The sequence below is a fragment of the Pseudomonas sp. 37 R 15 genome (assembly GCF_900004865.1).
GTDB lineage: Bacteria > Pseudomonadota > Gammaproteobacteria > Pseudomonadales > Pseudomonadaceae > Aquipseudomonas > Aquipseudomonas fluorescens_AM.
In genome coordinates this window covers 262,880-279,784 of sequence record NZ_CVTV01000049.1, presented here as the reverse complement: position 1 = coordinate 279,784, position 16,905 = coordinate 262,880, and the positions used below count along the sequence as shown (strand labels likewise).

Annotated in this window: 15 protein-coding genes; 7 read left to right on the top strand and 8 right to left on the bottom strand. The window is 60.9% G+C overall.

Features of this window, described 5'->3' with window-relative positions:
* Position 1 precedes the first annotated feature (1 nt).
* The 7 genes from recO to lptF all read right to left on the bottom strand — a co-directional run bounded on the left by recO (position 2) and on the right by lptF (position 7,574).
* Positions 2 to 691, bottom strand: coding sequence for a DNA repair protein RecO (gene recO / locus BFQ04_RS16665; protein WP_057724727.1), 690 nt, complete (start codon positions 689 to 691; stop codon positions 2 to 4).
* Between the two features lie 150 nt (positions 692 to 841).
* On the bottom strand, positions 842 to 1,744 hold the full coding sequence (gene era, locus BFQ04_RS16660) for a GTPase Era (RefSeq protein ID WP_005785147.1): 903 nt from the start codon (positions 1,742 to 1,744) through the stop codon (positions 842 to 844).
* Complete coding sequence (gene rnc / locus BFQ04_RS16655; protein ID WP_003188856.1) at positions 1,737 to 2,426, bottom strand: ribonuclease III; 690 nt, start codon at positions 2,424 to 2,426, stop codon at positions 1,737 to 1,739. Before rnc ends, era begins: the two co-directional genes overlap by 8 nt.
* Before the next feature lie 144 nt (positions 2,427 to 2,570).
* A complete protein-coding gene (gene lepB / locus BFQ04_RS16650; protein WP_065951746.1) occupies positions 2,571 to 3,425 on the bottom strand; it encodes a signal peptidase I in 855 nt (284 codons plus the stop codon).
* 5 nt (positions 3,426 to 3,430) lie between these two features.
* Complete coding sequence (gene lepA, locus BFQ04_RS16645; RefSeq protein ID WP_065951745.1) at positions 3,431 to 5,230, bottom strand: translation elongation factor 4; 1,800 nt, start codon at positions 5,228 to 5,230, stop codon at positions 3,431 to 3,433.
* A 153-nt stretch (positions 5,231 to 5,383) separates the two neighbouring features.
* Positions 5,384 to 6,463, bottom strand: a complete 1,080-nt coding sequence (gene lptG, locus BFQ04_RS16640) for an LPS export ABC transporter permease LptG (protein ID WP_065951744.1) — start codon at positions 6,461 to 6,463, stop codon at positions 5,384 to 5,386.
* Positions 6,456 to 7,574 (bottom strand): LPS export ABC transporter permease LptF, encoded by a 1,119-nt coding sequence (gene lptF / locus BFQ04_RS16635; RefSeq protein WP_065894845.1) that lies wholly within the window; start codon positions 7,572 to 7,574, stop codon positions 6,456 to 6,458. The genes lptG and lptF overlap by 8 nt, the downstream gene beginning before the upstream one ends.
* Positions 7,575 to 7,857: 283 nt before the next feature.
* Here lptF and BFQ04_RS16630 point away from each other — a divergent pair, with 283 nt between their 5' ends.
* From BFQ04_RS16630 to rlmF, 5 genes are all read left to right on the top strand, one after another.
* Positions 7,858 to 9,345, top strand: coding sequence for a leucyl aminopeptidase (locus BFQ04_RS16630; RefSeq protein ID WP_065951743.1), 1,488 nt, complete (start codon positions 7,858 to 7,860; stop codon positions 9,343 to 9,345).
* 147 nt (positions 9,346 to 9,492) lie between these two features.
* Positions 9,493 to 9,921, top strand: a complete 429-nt coding sequence (locus tag BFQ04_RS16625; protein ID WP_065894843.1) for a DNA polymerase III subunit chi — start codon at positions 9,493 to 9,495, stop codon at positions 9,919 to 9,921.
* 7 nt (positions 9,922 to 9,928) lie between these two features.
* Positions 9,929 to 10,303, top strand: coding sequence for a DNA polymerase III subunit chi (locus BFQ04_RS16620; RefSeq protein WP_065951742.1), 375 nt, complete (start codon positions 9,929 to 9,931; stop codon positions 10,301 to 10,303).
* A 211-nt stretch (positions 10,304 to 10,514) separates the two neighbouring features.
* Positions 10,515 to 13,361, top strand: a complete 2,847-nt coding sequence (locus tag BFQ04_RS16615; RefSeq protein WP_065951741.1) for a valine--tRNA ligase — start codon at positions 10,515 to 10,517, stop codon at positions 13,359 to 13,361.
* Between the two features lie 239 nt (positions 13,362 to 13,600).
* Positions 13,601 to 14,617: a 23S rRNA (adenine(1618)-N(6))-methyltransferase RlmF gene (gene rlmF / locus BFQ04_RS16610; protein ID WP_065951740.1), complete on the top strand. Its 1,017-nt coding sequence runs from the start codon at positions 13,601 to 13,603 to the stop codon at positions 14,615 to 14,617.
* A 184-nt stretch (positions 14,618 to 14,801) separates the two neighbouring features.
* Here rlmF and BFQ04_RS16605 read toward each other — a convergent pair whose 3' ends face one another.
* Complete coding sequence (locus BFQ04_RS16605; protein ID WP_005785131.1) at positions 14,802 to 15,083, bottom strand: HU family DNA-binding protein; 282 nt, start codon at positions 15,081 to 15,083, stop codon at positions 14,802 to 14,804.
* A 396-nt stretch (positions 15,084 to 15,479) separates the two neighbouring features.
* On the opposite strand from BFQ04_RS16605, the gene yejK reads away from it, so the two are divergent.
* Together yejK and BFQ04_RS16595 are read left to right on the top strand one after the other, a co-directional pair.
* Positions 15,480 to 16,502, top strand: a complete 1,023-nt coding sequence (gene yejK, locus BFQ04_RS16600; protein ID WP_065951739.1) for a nucleoid-associated protein YejK — start codon at positions 15,480 to 15,482, stop codon at positions 16,500 to 16,502.
* Positions 16,484 to 16,834, top strand: coding sequence for a glutaredoxin family protein (locus BFQ04_RS16595; protein ID WP_065951738.1), 351 nt, complete (start codon positions 16,484 to 16,486; stop codon positions 16,832 to 16,834). Before yejK ends, BFQ04_RS16595 begins: the two co-directional genes overlap by 19 nt.
* Positions 16,835 to 16,905: the final 71 nt, after the last annotated feature.

Genomic DNA, 16,905 nt, shown 5'->3' with positions numbered 1-16,905 from the left:
GTCAGGGCTTTCGAAACAACTCGCGACTGACCAGCGGCCGTCCGCCCAGGTGTACGGCCAGCGCCTGGCGCATCAGGCGCTTGGCGGCGGACAAGGCACCGGGGGCGGTCCAGTCCGCTTCACTCATGGCCAACAACTCGGCGCCCTGGAACAGGCCGGGTTGCAACAGGTACACGCGCTCAAGGCCCGCGTCCACTTGCAGGCGATACAGGCCGTCGGCGGCGACAGGGTCACCGTGCAGGTCGTTGTGCAATTCAAAACCGTAGCCCAGGTCATCCAGCAGGCGCCATTCAAAGGCCCGCAGCAGCGGCTCCAGGGGGCGGCCTTCAGCGAGCGCGAGCAAGGTGGCGGCGTAGTGATCGAAGACGGCCGGGTGCGGGTCTTCGGCGGGCAGCAGGCGGATCAGCAGCTCATTGAGGTAGAGCCCGCTGAACAGCGCATCGCCATTGAGCCAGGCGGACGTGCCGACGCTTTCCAGGCGGCCGACGTTCTTCAGCTCGCCCTTGCCGCGAAACTCCACGTCCAGGGCCACGAACGGCCGCGCCAACGTACCAGCCTTGCCCCGCGCGCTGCGCAGAACCGCGCGCAGACGGCCCTGGGGCGTGAGGAAGTCCACCAGGGCGCTGGTCTCACGGTAGGCGCGGCTGTGCAGCACGTAGGCGAGCTGGCTGGGAGGTGGGGATTGCGACATGAGTTCTCGATTTTGAAAACAACATCAACCTAATGTGGGAGGGGGCTTGCCCCCGATGGCAGTGTGTCAGTCACTTATCTATTCACTGACCCACCGCTATCGGGAGCAAGCCCCCTCCCACATTTTTCAGCCCTGCGGTGCATTCAAGCCTTACAGGTCGCCGTAGCCCAGGGAGCGCAACGCGCGCTCATCATCGGACCAGCCACCCTTAACCTTCACCCACAGGTTCAGCATGATCTTGGAATCGAACAGCAATTCCATGTCCTTGCGCGCCTCGGTGCCGATGCGCTTGATGCGCTCGCCCTTGTCGCCAATGATGATTTTCTTCTGGCCGTCACGCTCAACGAGGATCAGCGCATGGATGTGCAGGGTTTTGCCCTGCTGCTTGAACTCTTCGATTTCAACGGTGATCTGGTACGGCAGCTCGGCGCCCATCTGGCGCATGATTTTCTCGCGCACCAGTTCGGCGGCCAGGAAGCGACTGCTGCGGTCGGTGATCTGGTCTTCCGGGAAGAAATGCTCGTTCTCCGGCAGGTACCCGGCGATCACGCGCTCCAGGGCTTCAAGGTTGTGGCCGTGCTGCGCCGAGATCGGCATGATCTGGGCATTCGGCAGTTGTTCCTGCAGCCAGGTCAGGTGCGGCATCAGTTCGGCTTTGTCTTCGATACGGTCGGTCTTGTTCAGCGCGACGATCAATGGGCCGGTGACGTACTGCACGCGTTCGAGGACCATCTGGTCTTCGTCGGTCCACTTGGTGCGGTCGACCACGAAGATCACCACGTCGACGTCTTTCAACGCCGCCGAAGCGGTCTTGTTCATGTAGCGGTTAAGCGCCTTTTCACCGCCCTTGTGCATGCCCGGGGTGTCCACGTAGACCGCTTGGACGTTGCCTTCGGTCTTGATGCCCAGCATGTTGTGGCGGGTGGTCTGCGGCTTGCGCGAAGTGATCGCAAGCTTCTGGCCGAGGATGTGGTTGAGCAGCGTGGACTTGCCCACATTGGGGCGGCCGACGATGGCAACATAGCCACAGCGTGTTGCGGTTGAATCAGTCATGGCCATTCTCCACGCCCAGGGCAATCAGTGCTGCAGCGGCCGCTACCTGTTCGGCAATACGACGGCTCACACCCTGACCTCGGCTTTTTTCGTTCAGTAAGGTGATTTCACATTCCACGAAGAACACGCGGCAATGCGGCTCGCCCTGGATATCCACCACTTCATAGCGTGGCAGTTCGCAACCGCGCGACTGCAGGTATTCCTGCAGGCGGGTCTTGGGATCCTTGTTGGTGTCGACCAGCGTCAGGCTTTCGATTTCCGAAGCCAGCCAGGCGACCACGCGCTCCTTGGCCGTCTCCATCCCTGCGTCGAGGTAGATCGCACCGATCAAGGCTTCCAGGGCATCAGCCAGGATCGACTCGCGACGGAAACCGCCGCTTTTCAACTCACCGGAACCGAGGCGCAGGTACTCGCCCAGGCCGAAACCGCGGGCCAGCACGGCCAGGGTCTCGCCTTTCACAAGGCGGGCGCGCAGGCGCGAAAGCTGACCTTCGCGCGCTTGCGGGAAACGCTCGAACAGCGCCTCACCGGCGGCGAAATTGAGGATGGCGTCACCGAGGAATTCCAGGCGCTCGTTATTGCGCCCTGCAAAGCTGCGGTGGGTGAGGGCAAGGACCATCAATTCCTGGTCCTTGAAGGTGTAGCCGAGCTGGCGCTCGAGACGACTGAGAGAAACGGTCACGGTTTATCCATATCTAGTTGGTGGCACCGGCGGCCATCGACGATTGACGCAGTGTTCAAATTCAAATCCTGATGGGTACCGGGCATGGGAAAATGTCCTAGCCCCAGAAAAGCATTCGGCGCTGTGATCACAGCGCCGCCTGTATTACTTGATCAGCCCCACCCGCGAGAAGTTCGGCAGGTGGCTGAGCTTGGGTTCCGGCCAACTCATCCAGACCGCGAAGGCTTTGCCGACGATATTCTCGTCGGGCACCATGCCCAGCAGGTCCTTGGGAATATTGGGGTCGTCCCAGTAGCGGCTGTCGTTGGAGTTGTCGCGGTTGTCGCCCATCATGAAGTAGTGCCCGGCCGGCACTTTCCACTGGCCATCGGGCATCGCGCGGTAGCGGCTCATTTCCTTGCGGATCTGGTGCTCAACCGCACCGAGTTTTTCCTGGTACAGCTCGGCGCTGCCCAAGGTGTTCGGCTCGGCGCCCAACAGTTGTTCGGCCACCGACTCACCGTTGATGAACAGGCGCTTGTCGCTGGTGTAGCGGATCACGTCGCCCGGCAGGCCGACCACACGCTTGATGTAGTTGACGTTCGGGTCGCTCGGGTAGCGGAACACCATCACATCACCGCGCTGCGGGTCACCGACTTCAATGACCTTCTTGTCGATCACCGGCAAGCGGATCCCGTAGGAAAACTTGTTCACCAGAATGAAGTCGCCCACGTCCAGGGTAGGCTTCATCGACCCCGAAGGGATCTGAAACGGCTCCACCAGGAACGAACGCAGCACCAGCACGATGAACAGCACCGGGAAGAACGATTTGCCGTATTCAACCAGCAAAGGCTCTTTGTTCAGCTTCTCGACCACCACGGCATCGGGCTGGCTGACGCTGCCCTGATAGGACGCGATAGCGGCACGCCGACGCGGGGCGAAGAACACCAGATCGAGCAACGCCAGGAAACCACAAACGGCAACGGCGATGACCAGCAACAGCGGGAAATTTAGCGACATAGGACCTAACTATCCAACCTGAGCACCGCAAGGAAGGCTTCTTGTGGAATTTCCACATTGCCCACTTGCTTCATGCGTTTTTTACCGGCCTTTTGCTTCTCAAGCAGTTTGCGCTTACGGCTGACGTCGCCACCGTAGCATTTGGCCAGTACGTTCTTTCTGAGTGCCTTGACGGAGGTCCGCGCAATGATCTGTCCGCCAATGGCGGCCTGGATCGCAACGTCGAACATCTGACGCGGAATCAGCTCTTTCATCTTTTCGGTCAACTGGCGACCTTTGTAGTGCGCATTGTCCTTGTGCACGATCAGTGCCAGGGCATCAACCTTGTCGCCGTTGATCAATACATCCAGCTTCACCAGATTAGCCGACTGGTAACGGTCGAAATGGTAGTCCAGCGAAGCATAGCCGCGACTGGTGGATTTGAGACGATCGAAGAAGTCCAGGACCACTTCGTTCATCGGCAAATCGTAGGTCACTTGCACCTGGGTGCCGAGGAACAGCATGTCGTGCTGCACGCCACGCTTTTCGATACACAGGGTAATGACGTTGCCCAGGTGTTCCTGCGGTACAAGGATATTGGCGCGTACGATCGGTTCACGCATGTCTTCGATCGAAGACAGGTCTGGAAGCTTGGAGGGGTTATCGACGTAAATCGTTTCACCGGTTTTCAGCGCCAGCTCGAAAATAACCGTTGGCGCGGTGGTGATCAGGTCCAGGTCGTATTCGCGCTCCAGGCGCTCCTGGATGATCTCCATGTGCAGCATGCCGAGGAACCCGCAACGGAAGCCGAAGCCCAGGGCGTCGGAGCTTTCCGGGGTGTACTGCAACGACGAGTCGTTGAGGGTCAGCTTTTGCAGGGCTTCGCGGAAGTCTTCGAAGTCGTCGGAGCTGACCGGGAACAGACCGGCATAGACCTGTGGCTGGATGCGCTTGAAGCCAGGCAGCACGTCGACATCCGGCGTGGAGCTCAGGGTCAGGGTGTCACCGACCGGCGCACCGTGGATGTCCTTGATACCGGCGATGATGAAGCCTACTTCGCCAGCTTTCAGATCAGTGGTAGCGGTGTGCTTGGGGTTGAACACGCCGACGCTGTCCACCAGGTGGATCTTGCCGGTGGACTTGACCAGGATCTTGTCGCCCTTCTTCACGCGGCCATGGCGCACGCGCACCAGGGAGACAACGCCCAGGTAGTTGTCGAACCAGGAATCGATGATCAACGCTTGCAGCGGATCGTCGTAGTTGCCGGTCGGCGCGGGGATGGTCTTGACCAGGCGCTCGAGCACTTCATCGACGCCCAGGCCGGTCTTGGCGCTGCACTCGACGGCGTCGGTGGCGTCAATGCCGATGATTTTTTCGATCTCTTCCTTGACGCGGTCCGGATCGGCCTGTGGCAGGTCGATCTTGTTCAGCACCGGCATCACTTCCAGGCCCTGCTCGATGGCGGTGTAGCAGTTGGCCACGGACTGGGCTTCAACGCCCTGCCCCGCGTCCACCACCAGCAGCGCGCCTTCGCAGGCGGCCAGGGAACGGCTGACTTCATAGGTGAAGTCGACGTGGCCCGGGGTGTCAATGAAGTTGAGCTGGTACTTGATACCGTCTTTGGCGGTGTAGTACAGAGTGACGCTGTGGGCCTTGATGGTGATCCCGCGCTCGCGTTCGAGGTCCATGGAGTCCAGGACCTGGGCTTCCATTTCACGCTCGGCAAGGCCGCCGCACATCTGGATGAATCGATCGGCCAGCGTCGACTTACCATGGTCAATGTGGGCGATGATGGAGAAATTGCGGATATGACTCAAATCACTCACGGATCAACACTCAAAAGGCTGCAGGCAGATTGCCCGCTGAAAAATAGCCGGGAATTGTACCTGATGCTCGGGCCAGACGTCATCTTTGCTGACGAACACAAAAAAGCCCCGTTTCCACGGGGCCCAATGTTGTAGGAGCGAGCTTGCTCGCAATCAGCCGGCTCGGCGCAGCAACCAGAACCCGGCCACGGCACAGATAAAAGTCGGCACCAGCACCGCAAATAACGGCGAGAAGCCGAATACCAGGCTCGACGGCCCCAGCAGGTCCTGGGCGATGCGGAAGGTGAAGCCCACCAGCACCCCGGTGAATACCCGCTGGCCGAGGGTCACGGAACGCAACGGGCCGAAGATAAAGGAGATTGCCATCAACACCAGTGCGGCGGTGACCACCGGTTGCAGCACCTTGACCCAGAACGCCAGCCAGTAGCGGCCATTGTTCAGGCCCTGGTCCTTGAGGTAGTGGATATAACTCCAGAGGCCCGAGATCGGCAAGGTTTCCGGCACCATGATCACTGTATTGAGCAGCTCCGGCTTCAGCGCAATATCCCAGGTCTGGGTGGGGGCATTGACCACTTCGGTACTGGCATTGAACCCCTGGCCCACATTATGGAACAGCGTGGTGGTGACCTCGCTCAGCTGCCACTGCGCGCCATCGTATTGTGCGCGTTTGGCGAAGCTGGAGCTGAGCATGTGCCGCTCTTTGTCAAACGTGTAGCGCGTCACCCCGATCAACAGCCCGCCGGGCTGCACGGCGTTGATGTGGATGAACTGGTCGCCCTGGCGGTGCCACAGGCCGTGCTTGGAACTCTGCGCATCGCCCGAACCCTGGGCCAGGGCGCGATTGGCCTGGGCGGTGGCTTCGGACGGTGGTGCGACGTATTCGCCGATCAGCACGCTGCACGCCATCAGCAGCAGCATCGGCTTCATGACGGCCCAGACGATCCGCCCGATGGACACGCCCGCGGCGCGCATGATGGTCAATTCGCTGTTGCTGGCCAGGGTGCCCAGGCCGATCAGGCAGCCGATCAGGCCGGCCATCGGCATCATGTCGTAGAGACGACGCGGCGCGGTCAGCGCCACAAAGCTCAGTACGTCCATGACGGTATAGGTATCGGTAACGTTGCCCACTTCATCGATGAAGGCGAACAGCGAGGCCAGGCCCAGGATGATGCCCAATACCGCCAGGATGGCGATCAGTACGCTGCTACCAATGTAGCGATCGAGCTTAGCCACGAGCCAACTCCTTCAGGCCACGACGGCTCTTCATTTTCAAACGGATAGGCTCCCAGTAGAGCAGCCCCAGGCCGATCACCAGGAAAATCCCGTGCACCCACCACAGGCCCAGGGCGGGCGGCAGCTTGCCCTTCTCCAGGGAGCCACGGGCGGAGATCAGGATGGTCAGGTAAGCCATATACAGCAGGATCGCCGGCAGCAGCTTGAGGAATCGGCCCTGGCGTGGGTTGACGCGCGACAGCGGCACCGCCATCAAGGTCACGATAAACACCAGCAGCGGCAGGGACAGGCGCCATTGCAGCTCGGCGATGGAGCGCAGTTCCTGGCTACCGAACAGCGAGGCGGTGGGCAGCGCGTCGCGGTCGGTGACTTCGTCGCTGATATCAGGTTTGGGCAGCATGACGCCGTAGGTGTCGTATTTGATCACGCGGTAATCGGCCAACCCAGGGCTGCCATCGTAGCGATAGCCGTTGTCCAGGATCAGGTAGCGACTGCCATCGGGACGCACTTCCTGGCGGCCACCGTCGGCCACCAGAATCGAAATACCACGGTCTTTCTGGTCCTTGCCGAGGTTTTTCTGGGAAATGAACACGCCGCTCAGGTTGGAACGGTCTTCGGTCATTTCTTCGGTATAGGTCACTCGCGTACCGTCGTTGAGTGCCTGGAAGCGCCCGGGCTCGAGGGTATCGAACTCGGTCATCGCGTCCTGCTTGTTCAGCAGCAACTGGAACTGCATGGCGCCCTGGGGTGCCAGGCTCAGGCTCAACCAGGCCACGACCAGGGCAACGCCGGCGGCCGGCACCATGGTCATCGCCAGCAGACGCTGCTGGCTCATGCCGGTGGCCGACAGCACGGTCATCTCGCTTTCGAGATACAGCCGGCCATATGCCAGCAGAATGCCAAGGAACAGGCCGAGCGGCAGGATCAGTTGCAAAAAGCCCGGCAGGCGAAAGCCCATGATCAGGAACAGCGAACCCGGATCCAGGGCGCCCGAGGCCGCCTGCGCAAGGAATTTGACGAAACGACCACTCATGATGATGACCAGCAATACCGCACTCACGGCACTCAGGGTCAACAGGACTTCGCGGGATAGATAACGGAAGACGATCAAACCAGACACTCCAGGGTTGTCAGGCTAAGGCGGCCAAACAAGCAAGCATACCGAGTCGACCCGTTTGCGCGGGCCGGCTAAAAAGATGGCGCATTATCCTGTGATTGACCGCGCCTGTCACTGCGCAACCTCATGCGCACGCACAAAGCGTGCTTCGAGGGTTGTCAGGCTTCGCCTGCGAGGTTCAAACTGCGGCCTTTGTCGCTGGCGGTTTACAAGGCTGCCACGCTTTAAAGCCTGGGTACAAACGCCAGGCTCACCGACCTTTATAAGGGACCCGAAAATGGAATTGGTTGTAAAAAGCGTTAGCCCCGAAACGTTGAAAACCGCCACCCTCGTGGTCGCTGTCGGCGAAGGCCGCAAACTCGGCGTTGCCGCCAAGCAACTGGATGAACTGAGCGGCGGCGCCATCAGCGCCGTGCTCAAGCGCGGCGACCTGGCCGGCAAAGTCGGCCAGAGCCTGCTGTTGCAGAGCCTGCCCAACCTCAAGGCCGAGCGCGTATTGCTGGTGGGCGTGGGCAAGGACGCCGAACTGGGCGACCGTCCGTTTCGCAAGCTCATCAGCGCCATCCTCACCACGCTTAACGGCCTGGGCGGCAGCGACGCGGCACTGGCACTCGATGAAATCGTCATCAAAGGCCGTGACAGCTACGGCAAGACCCGCCTGCTGGCCGAAAGCCTGGTGGACGGCGGCTACGTCTTCGACCAGTTCAAGAGCCAGAAGGCTGAACCCCGCGCCCTGAAGAAAGTCACCCTGCTGACTATCAAGGCCGCGCAGGCTGAAGTCGAGCGCGCCGTGACCCACGCCACCGCGATCGCCAGGGGCATGTCGTTCACCCGCGACCTGGGCAACCTGCCGCCGAACATCTGCCACCCCACTTACCTGGGCGAACAGGCCAAGGCGCTGGGCAAGGAGTTCAAGGGCCTCAAGGTTGAAGTGCTGGACGAGAAGAAGATCAAGGAACTGGGCATGGGCTCGTTCTATGCCGTGGGCCAGGGCAGCGACCAGCCGCCCCGCCTGATCGTGATGCAATACAACGGCGGCAAGAAGTCCGAGAAGCCTTACGCCCTGGTGGGCAAAGGCATCACCTTCGACACCGGCGGCATCAGCCTCAAGCCGGGCGCCGGCATGGACGAGATGAAGTACGACATGGGCGGCGCCGCCAGCGTGTTCGGCACCCTGCGTGCCGTGCTGGAACTCAAGCTGCCGATCAACCTGGTGTGCATCCTGGCCTGCGCCGAGAACATGCCGAGCGGCGGTGCCGCCCGTCCAGGCGATATCGTCACGACCATGAGCGGCCAGACCGTGGAAATCCTCAACACCGACGCCGAAGGCCGCCTGGTGCTGTGCGACGCCCTGACCTACGCCGAACGCTTCAAGCCGCAGGCGGTGATCGACATCGCCACCCTGACCGGCGCCTGCGTGGTTGCCCTGGGCGCCCACACCTCGGGCCTGCTGGGCAACAACGACGAGCTGATCGAGCAACTGCTCAGCGCCGGCAAGGCGGCCGACGACCGCGCCTGGCAGTTGCCGTTGTTCGATGAGTACCAGGAGCAACTGGACAGCCCGTTCGCCGACATCGCCAACATCGGCGGCCCGAAAGCCGGCACCATCACCGCAGCCTGCTTCCTGTCGCGGTTCACCAAGAACTTCAACTGGGCGCACCTGGACATCGCCGGCACCGCATGGGCCAGCGGCAAGGACAAGGGCGCAACCGGCCGTCCGGTGCCCCTGCTGACCCAATACCTGCTGGACCGCGCCAAGGCCTAAGCGGCCCCCGCGCCCTTTGTAGGAGCGAGCTTGCTCGCGAAGATCGCCAACGATAACGCGCACATTCTGGATGAGCGCGGTGTCCTCAGGTTTTTCGCGAGCAAGCTCGCTCCTACAGGGGCAACCAGGCCAGCACCAGGAACCGCAATGACCCAAGTCGACTTCTATATATTGCCCAGCGCCGACCCGTCCGCGCGCCTGGACTTTGCCTGCAAGCTCACTGAAAAGGCCTGGCGCATGGGCCATCGCATTTACCTGCATTGCAGCGATGCCGCCCAACGTGAGGACCTCGATGCCCGTCTATGGCGTTTCAAGGGCGAAAGCTTCGTACCCCACGGCCCCGCTGAATCGGAACCCGATGGCGTGGTAGTGCTGGGTTTGGGCGACAGTTGCGGCGACCACCATGACCTGCTGGTCAACCTTGACCTGAAAGTACCGGCCTTCGCCAAGGCATTCGCCCGCGTGGCGGAAGTGGTGGTGGAAGACCCGGCTATTCGTCAGGCCGCGCGGGAGAGTTTCCGTTTCTACCGCGAACAGGGCTATCCTCTGCAGGATCACCGGCTACAACGACTTTGAGTACATGATGGACACGCCCAACCCGCTGAAAAAAGACGACCACCTGCTGGACGACCTCGAGTCGATCCGTCAGTTGCTGGGTGATGATGGCTTGCAACCGCCGCTGTTGACCGAAACGGCCGACGGCGAGGTACAGATTCCGCTGTTGTTCGACATGGTCGGCAACAAGCCTGCTGCGCCGGAGCCAGCCATTACCGAGCCCGCCCCCGCTGCCCAAAAAGCCCCCGACGCCCTGCTGCTGCACCTGGACAACGAACTGCGCGCCGCCGCGCAATTGATCATGCAGGACGTGATCGATGATTTTTCGCCGCATATTGAAGCCGAGATCAAACGGCGCATGGATGCGCGGATGGAGCGGCTGCTCAGCCAATACCAATCCTGAACCAAACCGACATCCCCTGTGGGAGGGGGCTTGCCCCCGATAGCAGTGCGTCAGCCGTCTATTTGAAGCTGGCCCGCCGCCATCGGGGGCAAGCCGCCTCCCACATTTGGTTGCATACGCCTTAAGCCCTGTCTTCGCCTCGCCCTGCGCTCTATCCCCCGTTATACTTGCCGGCTTTCCTGAATAAATGCCAACTAGGGTCCCGCCGCGCATGGATAAGACCTACCAGCCCCACGCTATCGAAACTTCCTGGTACAACACCTGGGAGTCCGAAAACTATTTCGCCCCACAAGGTGCGGGCGACTCGTACACCATCATGATTCCGCCACCGAACGTCACTGGCAGCCTGCACATGGGCCATGGCTTCAACAATGCGATCATGGATGCGTTGATCCGTTTCCGCCGCATGCAGGGTCGCGACACCCTGTGGCAACCGGGTACCGACCACGCCGGTATCGCCACCCAGATGCTGGTGGAACGCCAACTGGAAGCCACCGGCCAGAGCCGTCATGACCTGGGCCGCGAGAAGTTCCTCGAGAAAATCTGGGAATGGAAAGACCAGTCCGGCGGCAATATCAGCCGTCAGATCCGTCGCCTGGGTTCGTCCGTAGACTGGAGCCGCGAGCGCTTCACCATGGACGACGGCCTGTCGGAAGCGGTGAAGGAAGCCTTCGTGCGCCTGCATGAAGACGGCCTGATCTACCGCGGCAAGCGCCTGGTCAACTGGGACACCAAGTTGCACACGGCGATTTCCGACCTCGAAGTGGAAAACCACGACGAGAAAGGCTTCCTGTGGAACCTCAAGTATCCGCTGGCTGACGGCGCCAAGACTGCCGAGGGCAACGACTACCTGATCGTCGCCACCACCCGTCCGGAAACCATGCTCGGCGACGCTGCCGTTGCGGTTAACCCGAACGACGAGCGCTACCAGGCACTGATCGGCAAGTTCGTCGAGCTGCCACTGGTCGGCCGCCGCATCCCGATCATCGCTGACGACTACTGCGACCCTGAATTCGGCACCGGCTGCGTGAAAATCACCCCGGCCCACGATTTCAACGACTACGAAGTCGGCAAGCGTCACAACCTGCCGCTGCTGAACATCTTCGACAAGAATGCCGCCGTGTTGCCGGCCTGCCAGGTGTTCAACCTGGACGGCACGCTGAACGACAGCATCGACGGCAAGATCCCGGCTGAATACGCCGGCCTCGACCGCTTCGAAGCGCGCAAGCAGATCGTTGCCGCCTTCGACGCTGCCGGTTTGCTGGTGAGCGTTGACGACCACGGCCTGAAAGTGCCGAAGGGCGACCGCTCCGGCACCGTGATCGAGCCGTGGCTGACCGACCAGTGGTACGTGTCCACCAAGCCGCTGGCCGAGCCGGCGATTGCTGCCGTGGAAGACGGCCGCATCCAGTTCGTGCCCAAGCAGTACGAAAACATGTACTTCTCGTGGATGCGCGACATCCAGGACTGGTGCATCAGCCGTCAGCTGTGGTGGGGCCACCGTATTCCGGCCTGGTACGACGAGTCGGGCAAGGTGTATGTAGGCCGCGACGAAGCCGAAGTGCGTGCCAAGCACAACCTCGGTGCCGACATCGCGCTGCAACAGGACAATGACGTACTGGACACCTGGTTCAGCTCGGGCCTGTGGACCTTCTCGACGTTGGGCTGGCCGCAGCAGACCGAATTCCTGAAGAAATTCCACTCCACCGACGTGCTGGTCACCGGCTTCGACATCATTTTCTTCTGGGTTGCCCGGATGATCATGCTCACCATGCATTTGGTGAAGAACGAAGACGGCACCCCGCAGGTGCCGTTCAAGACCGTGTACGTGCACGGCCTGGTACGTGACGGCCAGGGCCAGAAAATGTCCAAGTCCAAGGGCAACGTCCTGGACCCGCTGGACATCATCGACGGCATCGACCTGGAAACCCTGGTGCACAAGCGCACCTCGGGCCTGATGCAGCCCAAGCTCGCGAAAAAGATCGAGAAACAGACCCGCGACGAGTTCGCCGACGGCATCGCCAGCTATGGCACCGACGCCCTGCGCTTCACCTTCTGCTCGCTGGCGTCCACCGGTCGCGACATCAAGTTCGACATGGGCCGCGTCGAAGGTTATCGCAACTTCTGCAACAAGATCTGGAACGCCGCACGCTACGTGCTGGATAAAGGCGAAGACTGCGGCCAGAACGGCGAAGCCTTCGAGCTGAGCCTGGCCGATCGCTGGATCATCTCGCAGCTGCAGCGCACCGAAGCCGAAGTGACCCGCCAGCTCGACCAGTTCCGCTTCGACCTGGCCGCACAGGCCTTGTACGAGTTCATCTGGAACCAGTACTGCGACTGGTACCTGGAACTGTCCAAGCCGGTGCTGTGGGACGAAAACGCGCCGGTCGAACGCCAGCGCGGCACCCGTCGCACCCTGGTGCGCGTGCTGGAAGTGGCGCTGCGCCTGGCGCACCCGTTCATGCCGTTCATCACCGAGGAAATCTGGCAGCGCCTGGCGCCGCTGGCCGGTATACAAGGCAAGACCATCATGCTGCAGCCTTGGCCGGTGGCCAATGAAGCCCGTATCGATGAGGCCGCCGAAAGCGATATCGAATGGCTCAAGACCCTGATGCTCGGTACGCGCAACATTCGCGCCGAAATGAACATCGGTCCGGGCAAGCCGCTGGCCGTGTTCGTCAAGAACGCCAGTGCCGAAGACCAGCGTCGCCTCAGCGAGAACGATGCGCTGCTCAAGAAGCTGGCAAAGCTGGAGTCCATCACCGTATTGGCCGATGGCGCCGAAGCACCGCTGTCGGCCACTGCATTGGTCGGTGATATGGAAGTGCTGGTGCCGATGGCCGGCCTGATCGACAAGGGCGCGGAACTGGCCCGACTCGACAAGGAAATCGCCCGCTTGCAAGGCGAAGTGCAACGCGTGGGCGGCAAGCTGTCCAACGCGGCGTTCGTCGACAAGGCGCCGGCAGAAGTGATCGACAAGGAACGCGCCAAGTTGGCCGAGGCTGAACAGGCCTTGGGCAAGCTGGCGGAGCAACATGCGCGGATTTCCAGCCTGTAAGGCTTGAGTCGCGTAAAAAAGAGACCTTCGGGTCTCTTTTTTTTGCCTGATCGTTGCCCGATGTCCTGCTGCCAATGCAGTCAATGTGGGAGGGGGCTTGCCCCCGATGGCGGCGGGTCAGTTAACAGATAATTGACTGACACACTGCCATCGGGGGCAAGCCCCCTCCCACATTTGACCGAGTTGTCCTCGGGAATGTGTGACAATGGCCGCCACTTTGAGCCAACACCAGAATCAACATGACCGCCCCTAGCACACCCAAACCACCGCGCAAGAAGCCTGAAACCGCTGCCACGGCCAAACCCGTCGCACCACGCAAAGAGGCGACCCTGCACCCGCGCAACCGCCACACAGGCCGTTACGACTTCCAGGCGCTGATCAAGACCACGCCGGAACTGGCGCAATTCGTGATCATCAATCCTTATGGCAAAGAGAGCATCGACTTCGCCAGCCCGGACGCGGTGCGGGTGTTCAACCGGGCGTTGCTCAAATCGTTCTATGGCATCCAGCATTGGGATATCCCGGCCGATTACCTGTGCCCGCCGGTGCCGGGGCGCGCCGACTATGTGCACTTCCTCGCCGACCTGCTGGCCAGCGTCAACGACGGCAAGATTCCGCGCGGTTCCATCGTCAAGGTGCTGGATATCGGCATGGGCGCCAACTGCGTCTACCCGTTGATTGGCTACATGGAGTACCGCTGGAACTTCCTCGGCTCTGAGGTCGACCCTATCGCCGTGGCCGCCGCCAAGGCCATTGTGCAGTCCAATGACTTGAGCAAAGTCATCCAGTTGCGCCAGCAGCCCAATCCCAAGCACATCCTGCTGGGCCTGCTGGAGCCTGCCGAACGCTTTGACCTGACCATGTGCAACCCGCCGTTCCACGCGTCCATGGACGAAGCCACCAAAGGCAGCGAGCGCAAGTGGCGCGCCTTGGGCAAAGCCGATCCCAAGCGCAAGTTGCCGGTGCTGAACTTCGGCGGCCAGTCGGCCGAACTGTGGTGTGAAGGCGGCGAAGCGCGTTTTGTGACGCAGTTGATCGCCGAAAGCGCGCATTTTGCCCACAAGGTGCTGTGGTTCAGCACACTGGTGTCAAAAGCGTCAAACTTGCCCGCGATCGAGACGGCGTTGAAAAAGGCCGGCGTGCTGGAAAGCCAAGTGGTGGAAATGTCCCAAGGGCAAAAGCAAAGCCGGTTCGTCGCCTGGACCTTCCAGACCAAGAATGAACAGCACATCTGGCGCCAGCGCTGGGTTCGTTGAACCCAGCCCCCTGTAGGAGCGAGCTTGCTCGCGAAGGACGCCAACGATAACGCGTGTATTCTGGATAAACGCGGTGATTGTGGGTTCTTCGCGAGCAAGCTCGCTCCTACAGTTACAAACAAAATCGCAGGCAACAAAAAACCGTGCCCGGATCACTCCGGAGCACGGTTTTTTTTACTGCGTCTTACTTGTTAACAGCGTCGGTCAGGCCTTTGGCCACAACCAGCTTGATAACTTTCTTGGCAGCGATTTCGATGGCAGCGCCAGTCGAAGGGTTACGACCGGTACGGGCAGGACGCTCGGTCACTTTCAGCTTGCCGATACCTGGCAGAGTGATTTCGCCGCCGTTTTCCAGCTGATCGGCAACGATCTGGCCCAGCTGGTCCAGCGCTGCGCGCGCGGTGGTTTTCGGCGCGTCGATAGCTTCAGCGATATCAGCGATCAGTTGGTCTTTAGTCAAAGCCATTGTGGTGTTCCTTCCCTATCAAATTCATATGGATTGCAGAGTGCAGTGTCAGCCGTCGAGCCCGACCGTGTCGGCCTGGCGCCCCGGCTATAACCTTGGAGAACGGGGTTATAGATGCTTGAAACGGGGATTGGTTCGACCTGACAAATGCTGAATGCACGCTTAACGCCGAGACTTGGCGTAAGACGGGGCAAAACTAGCACAGAGACGGGGAAATATCCGCCTCAACATACCCATTTGGTCAGCTTTATCGCTCTAAAGCGTGAAAAAACCCCATATGCACGGTGGGAGAACATCCAAACCGCCCTTCCAGGCGCGTCTTGACCAACGGGTGCGGTACACTGGGCAACTTTTTGGGGGAGGCTCACCGCTCCCCTTCAACCAGCCGAGAAGCCTATGCCGATCCGTCATTGCATCGTCCACCTGATCGACAAAAAACCCGACGGCACACCCGCAGTTCTGCATGCCCGTGATTCGGAGCTGTCCGAATCGGCCGCCATCGAGAACATGCTTGCCGACCTCAACGAGAGCTACAACGCCAAACAGGGCAAGGCCTGGGGTTTCTTCCATGCCGAGTCCGGCGCGCACCCGTTCAGCGGCTGGTTGAAGGAATACTTTGACGGTGGCCAGGATTTCACCACCTTCAGCCGTACCGCAGTGGAGCATCTGCAGAAGCTGATGGAGGAGTCCAACCTGTCCACCGGCGGCCATGTGCTGTTCGCACACTACCAGCAAGGCATGACCGACTACCTGGCCATCGCCCTGCTGCACCACAGCGAAGGCGTGGCGGTGACCGACGAGCTGGACGTGACGCCCTCGCGCCACCTGGACCTGGGCCAACTGCACCTGGCCGCGCGAATCAACGTGTCCGAGTGGCAGAACAACAAGCAGTCCAAACAGTACATCTCGTTTATCAAGGGCAAGAACGGCAAGAAGGTCTCGGAGTACTTCCGCGACTTTATCGGCTGCCAGGAAGGCGTCGACGGCCCGGGCGAAACCCGCACCCTGCTCAAGGCGTTCAGTGACTTCGTTGAAAGCGAGGACCTGCCGGACGAGTCGGCCCGCGAGAAAACCAAGACCCTGGTGGACTACGCCAGCAGCCAGGCCAAGCTCGGCGAGCCCATGGGCCTGGAAGAACTGTCCGGCCTGATCGATGAAGATCGGCCCAAAGCGTTCTACGACCACATCCGCAACAAGGACTACGGCCTGTCGCCGGAAATTCCTGCCGACAAACGCACCCTCAACCAGTTCCGCCGCTTCACCGGCCGCGCCGAAGGCTTGTCCATCAGCTTTGAAGCCCACCTGCTGGGCGACAAGATCGAATACGACGAAGCCGCCGGCACCTTGATCATCAAGGGCCTGCCGACCCAACTGACCGACCAGCTCAAGCGCCGTAACTCATGCTTGGCGGGGTCTTGAAGAAAGTCCTGCTGGTGTTGCTGGTGGTGGTGGTGATTCAGAACTGGGGCAAGCTCGAGCGGCTGTTCAACCCGTCGCAGGTGGTGTCCGAGCAGATACGCGCCTCGGCGCGCGTGGTGCTTTACACCACCGAGTGGTGCGGCTACTGCAAGCAGATCCGGCGCTTTCTGGACCAGAAGGGGGTTCCTTACCAGACCTTCGACATCGAGAAAGATGCCCAGGCGCGCAAGGCCTATGAAGCGTTGGGCGGCGGCGGGATTCCGTTTGTGGACGTCAATGGCACGTTGATCCGCGACTACAATCCGGATGCGATCATGGCCGCCCTGAAATAACCCGGCCCTCGAAAACACCGCAGATCAAATGTGGGAGGGGGCTTGCCCCCGATAGCAGTGTGTCAGCCAGC

Excerpts from the sequence above, each read along its gene's own strand:
- recO (WP_057724727.1), bottom strand. The coding sequence starts at position 691 with ATGTCGCAATCCCCACCTCCCAGCCAGCTCGCCTACGTGCTGCACAGC.
- BFQ04_RS16615 (WP_065951741.1), top strand. The coding sequence starts at position 10,515 with ATGGATAAGACCTACCAGCCCCACGCTATCGAAACTTCCTGGTACAAC.
- BFQ04_RS16605 (WP_005785131.1), bottom strand. The coding sequence starts at position 15,083 with ATGGCTTTGACTAAAGACCAACTGATCGCTGATATCGCTGAAGCTATC.
- BFQ04_RS16595 (WP_065951738.1), top strand. The coding sequence starts at position 16,484 with ATGCTTGGCGGGGTCTTGAAGAAAGTCCTGCTGGTGTTGCTGGTGGTG.
- BFQ04_RS16625 (WP_065894843.1), top strand. The coding sequence starts at position 9,493 with ATGACCCAAGTCGACTTCTATATATTGCCCAGCGCCGACCCGTCCGCG.
- rlmF (WP_065951740.1), top strand. The coding sequence starts at position 13,601 with ATGACCGCCCCTAGCACACCCAAACCACCGCGCAAGAAGCCTGAAACC.
- yejK (WP_065951739.1), top strand. The coding sequence starts at position 15,480 with ATGCCGATCCGTCATTGCATCGTCCACCTGATCGACAAAAAACCCGAC.
- BFQ04_RS16620 (WP_065951742.1), top strand. The coding sequence starts at position 9,929 with ATGGACACGCCCAACCCGCTGAAAAAAGACGACCACCTGCTGGACGAC.
- BFQ04_RS16630 (WP_065951743.1), top strand. The coding sequence starts at position 7,858 with ATGGAATTGGTTGTAAAAAGCGTTAGCCCCGAAACGTTGAAAACCGCC.
- lepB (WP_065951746.1), bottom strand. The coding sequence starts at position 3,425 with ATGTCGCTAAATTTCCCGCTGTTGCTGGTCATCGCCGTTGCCGTTTGT.
- era (WP_005785147.1), bottom strand. The coding sequence starts at position 1,744 with ATGACTGATTCAACCGCAACACGCTGTGGCTATGTTGCCATCGTCGGC.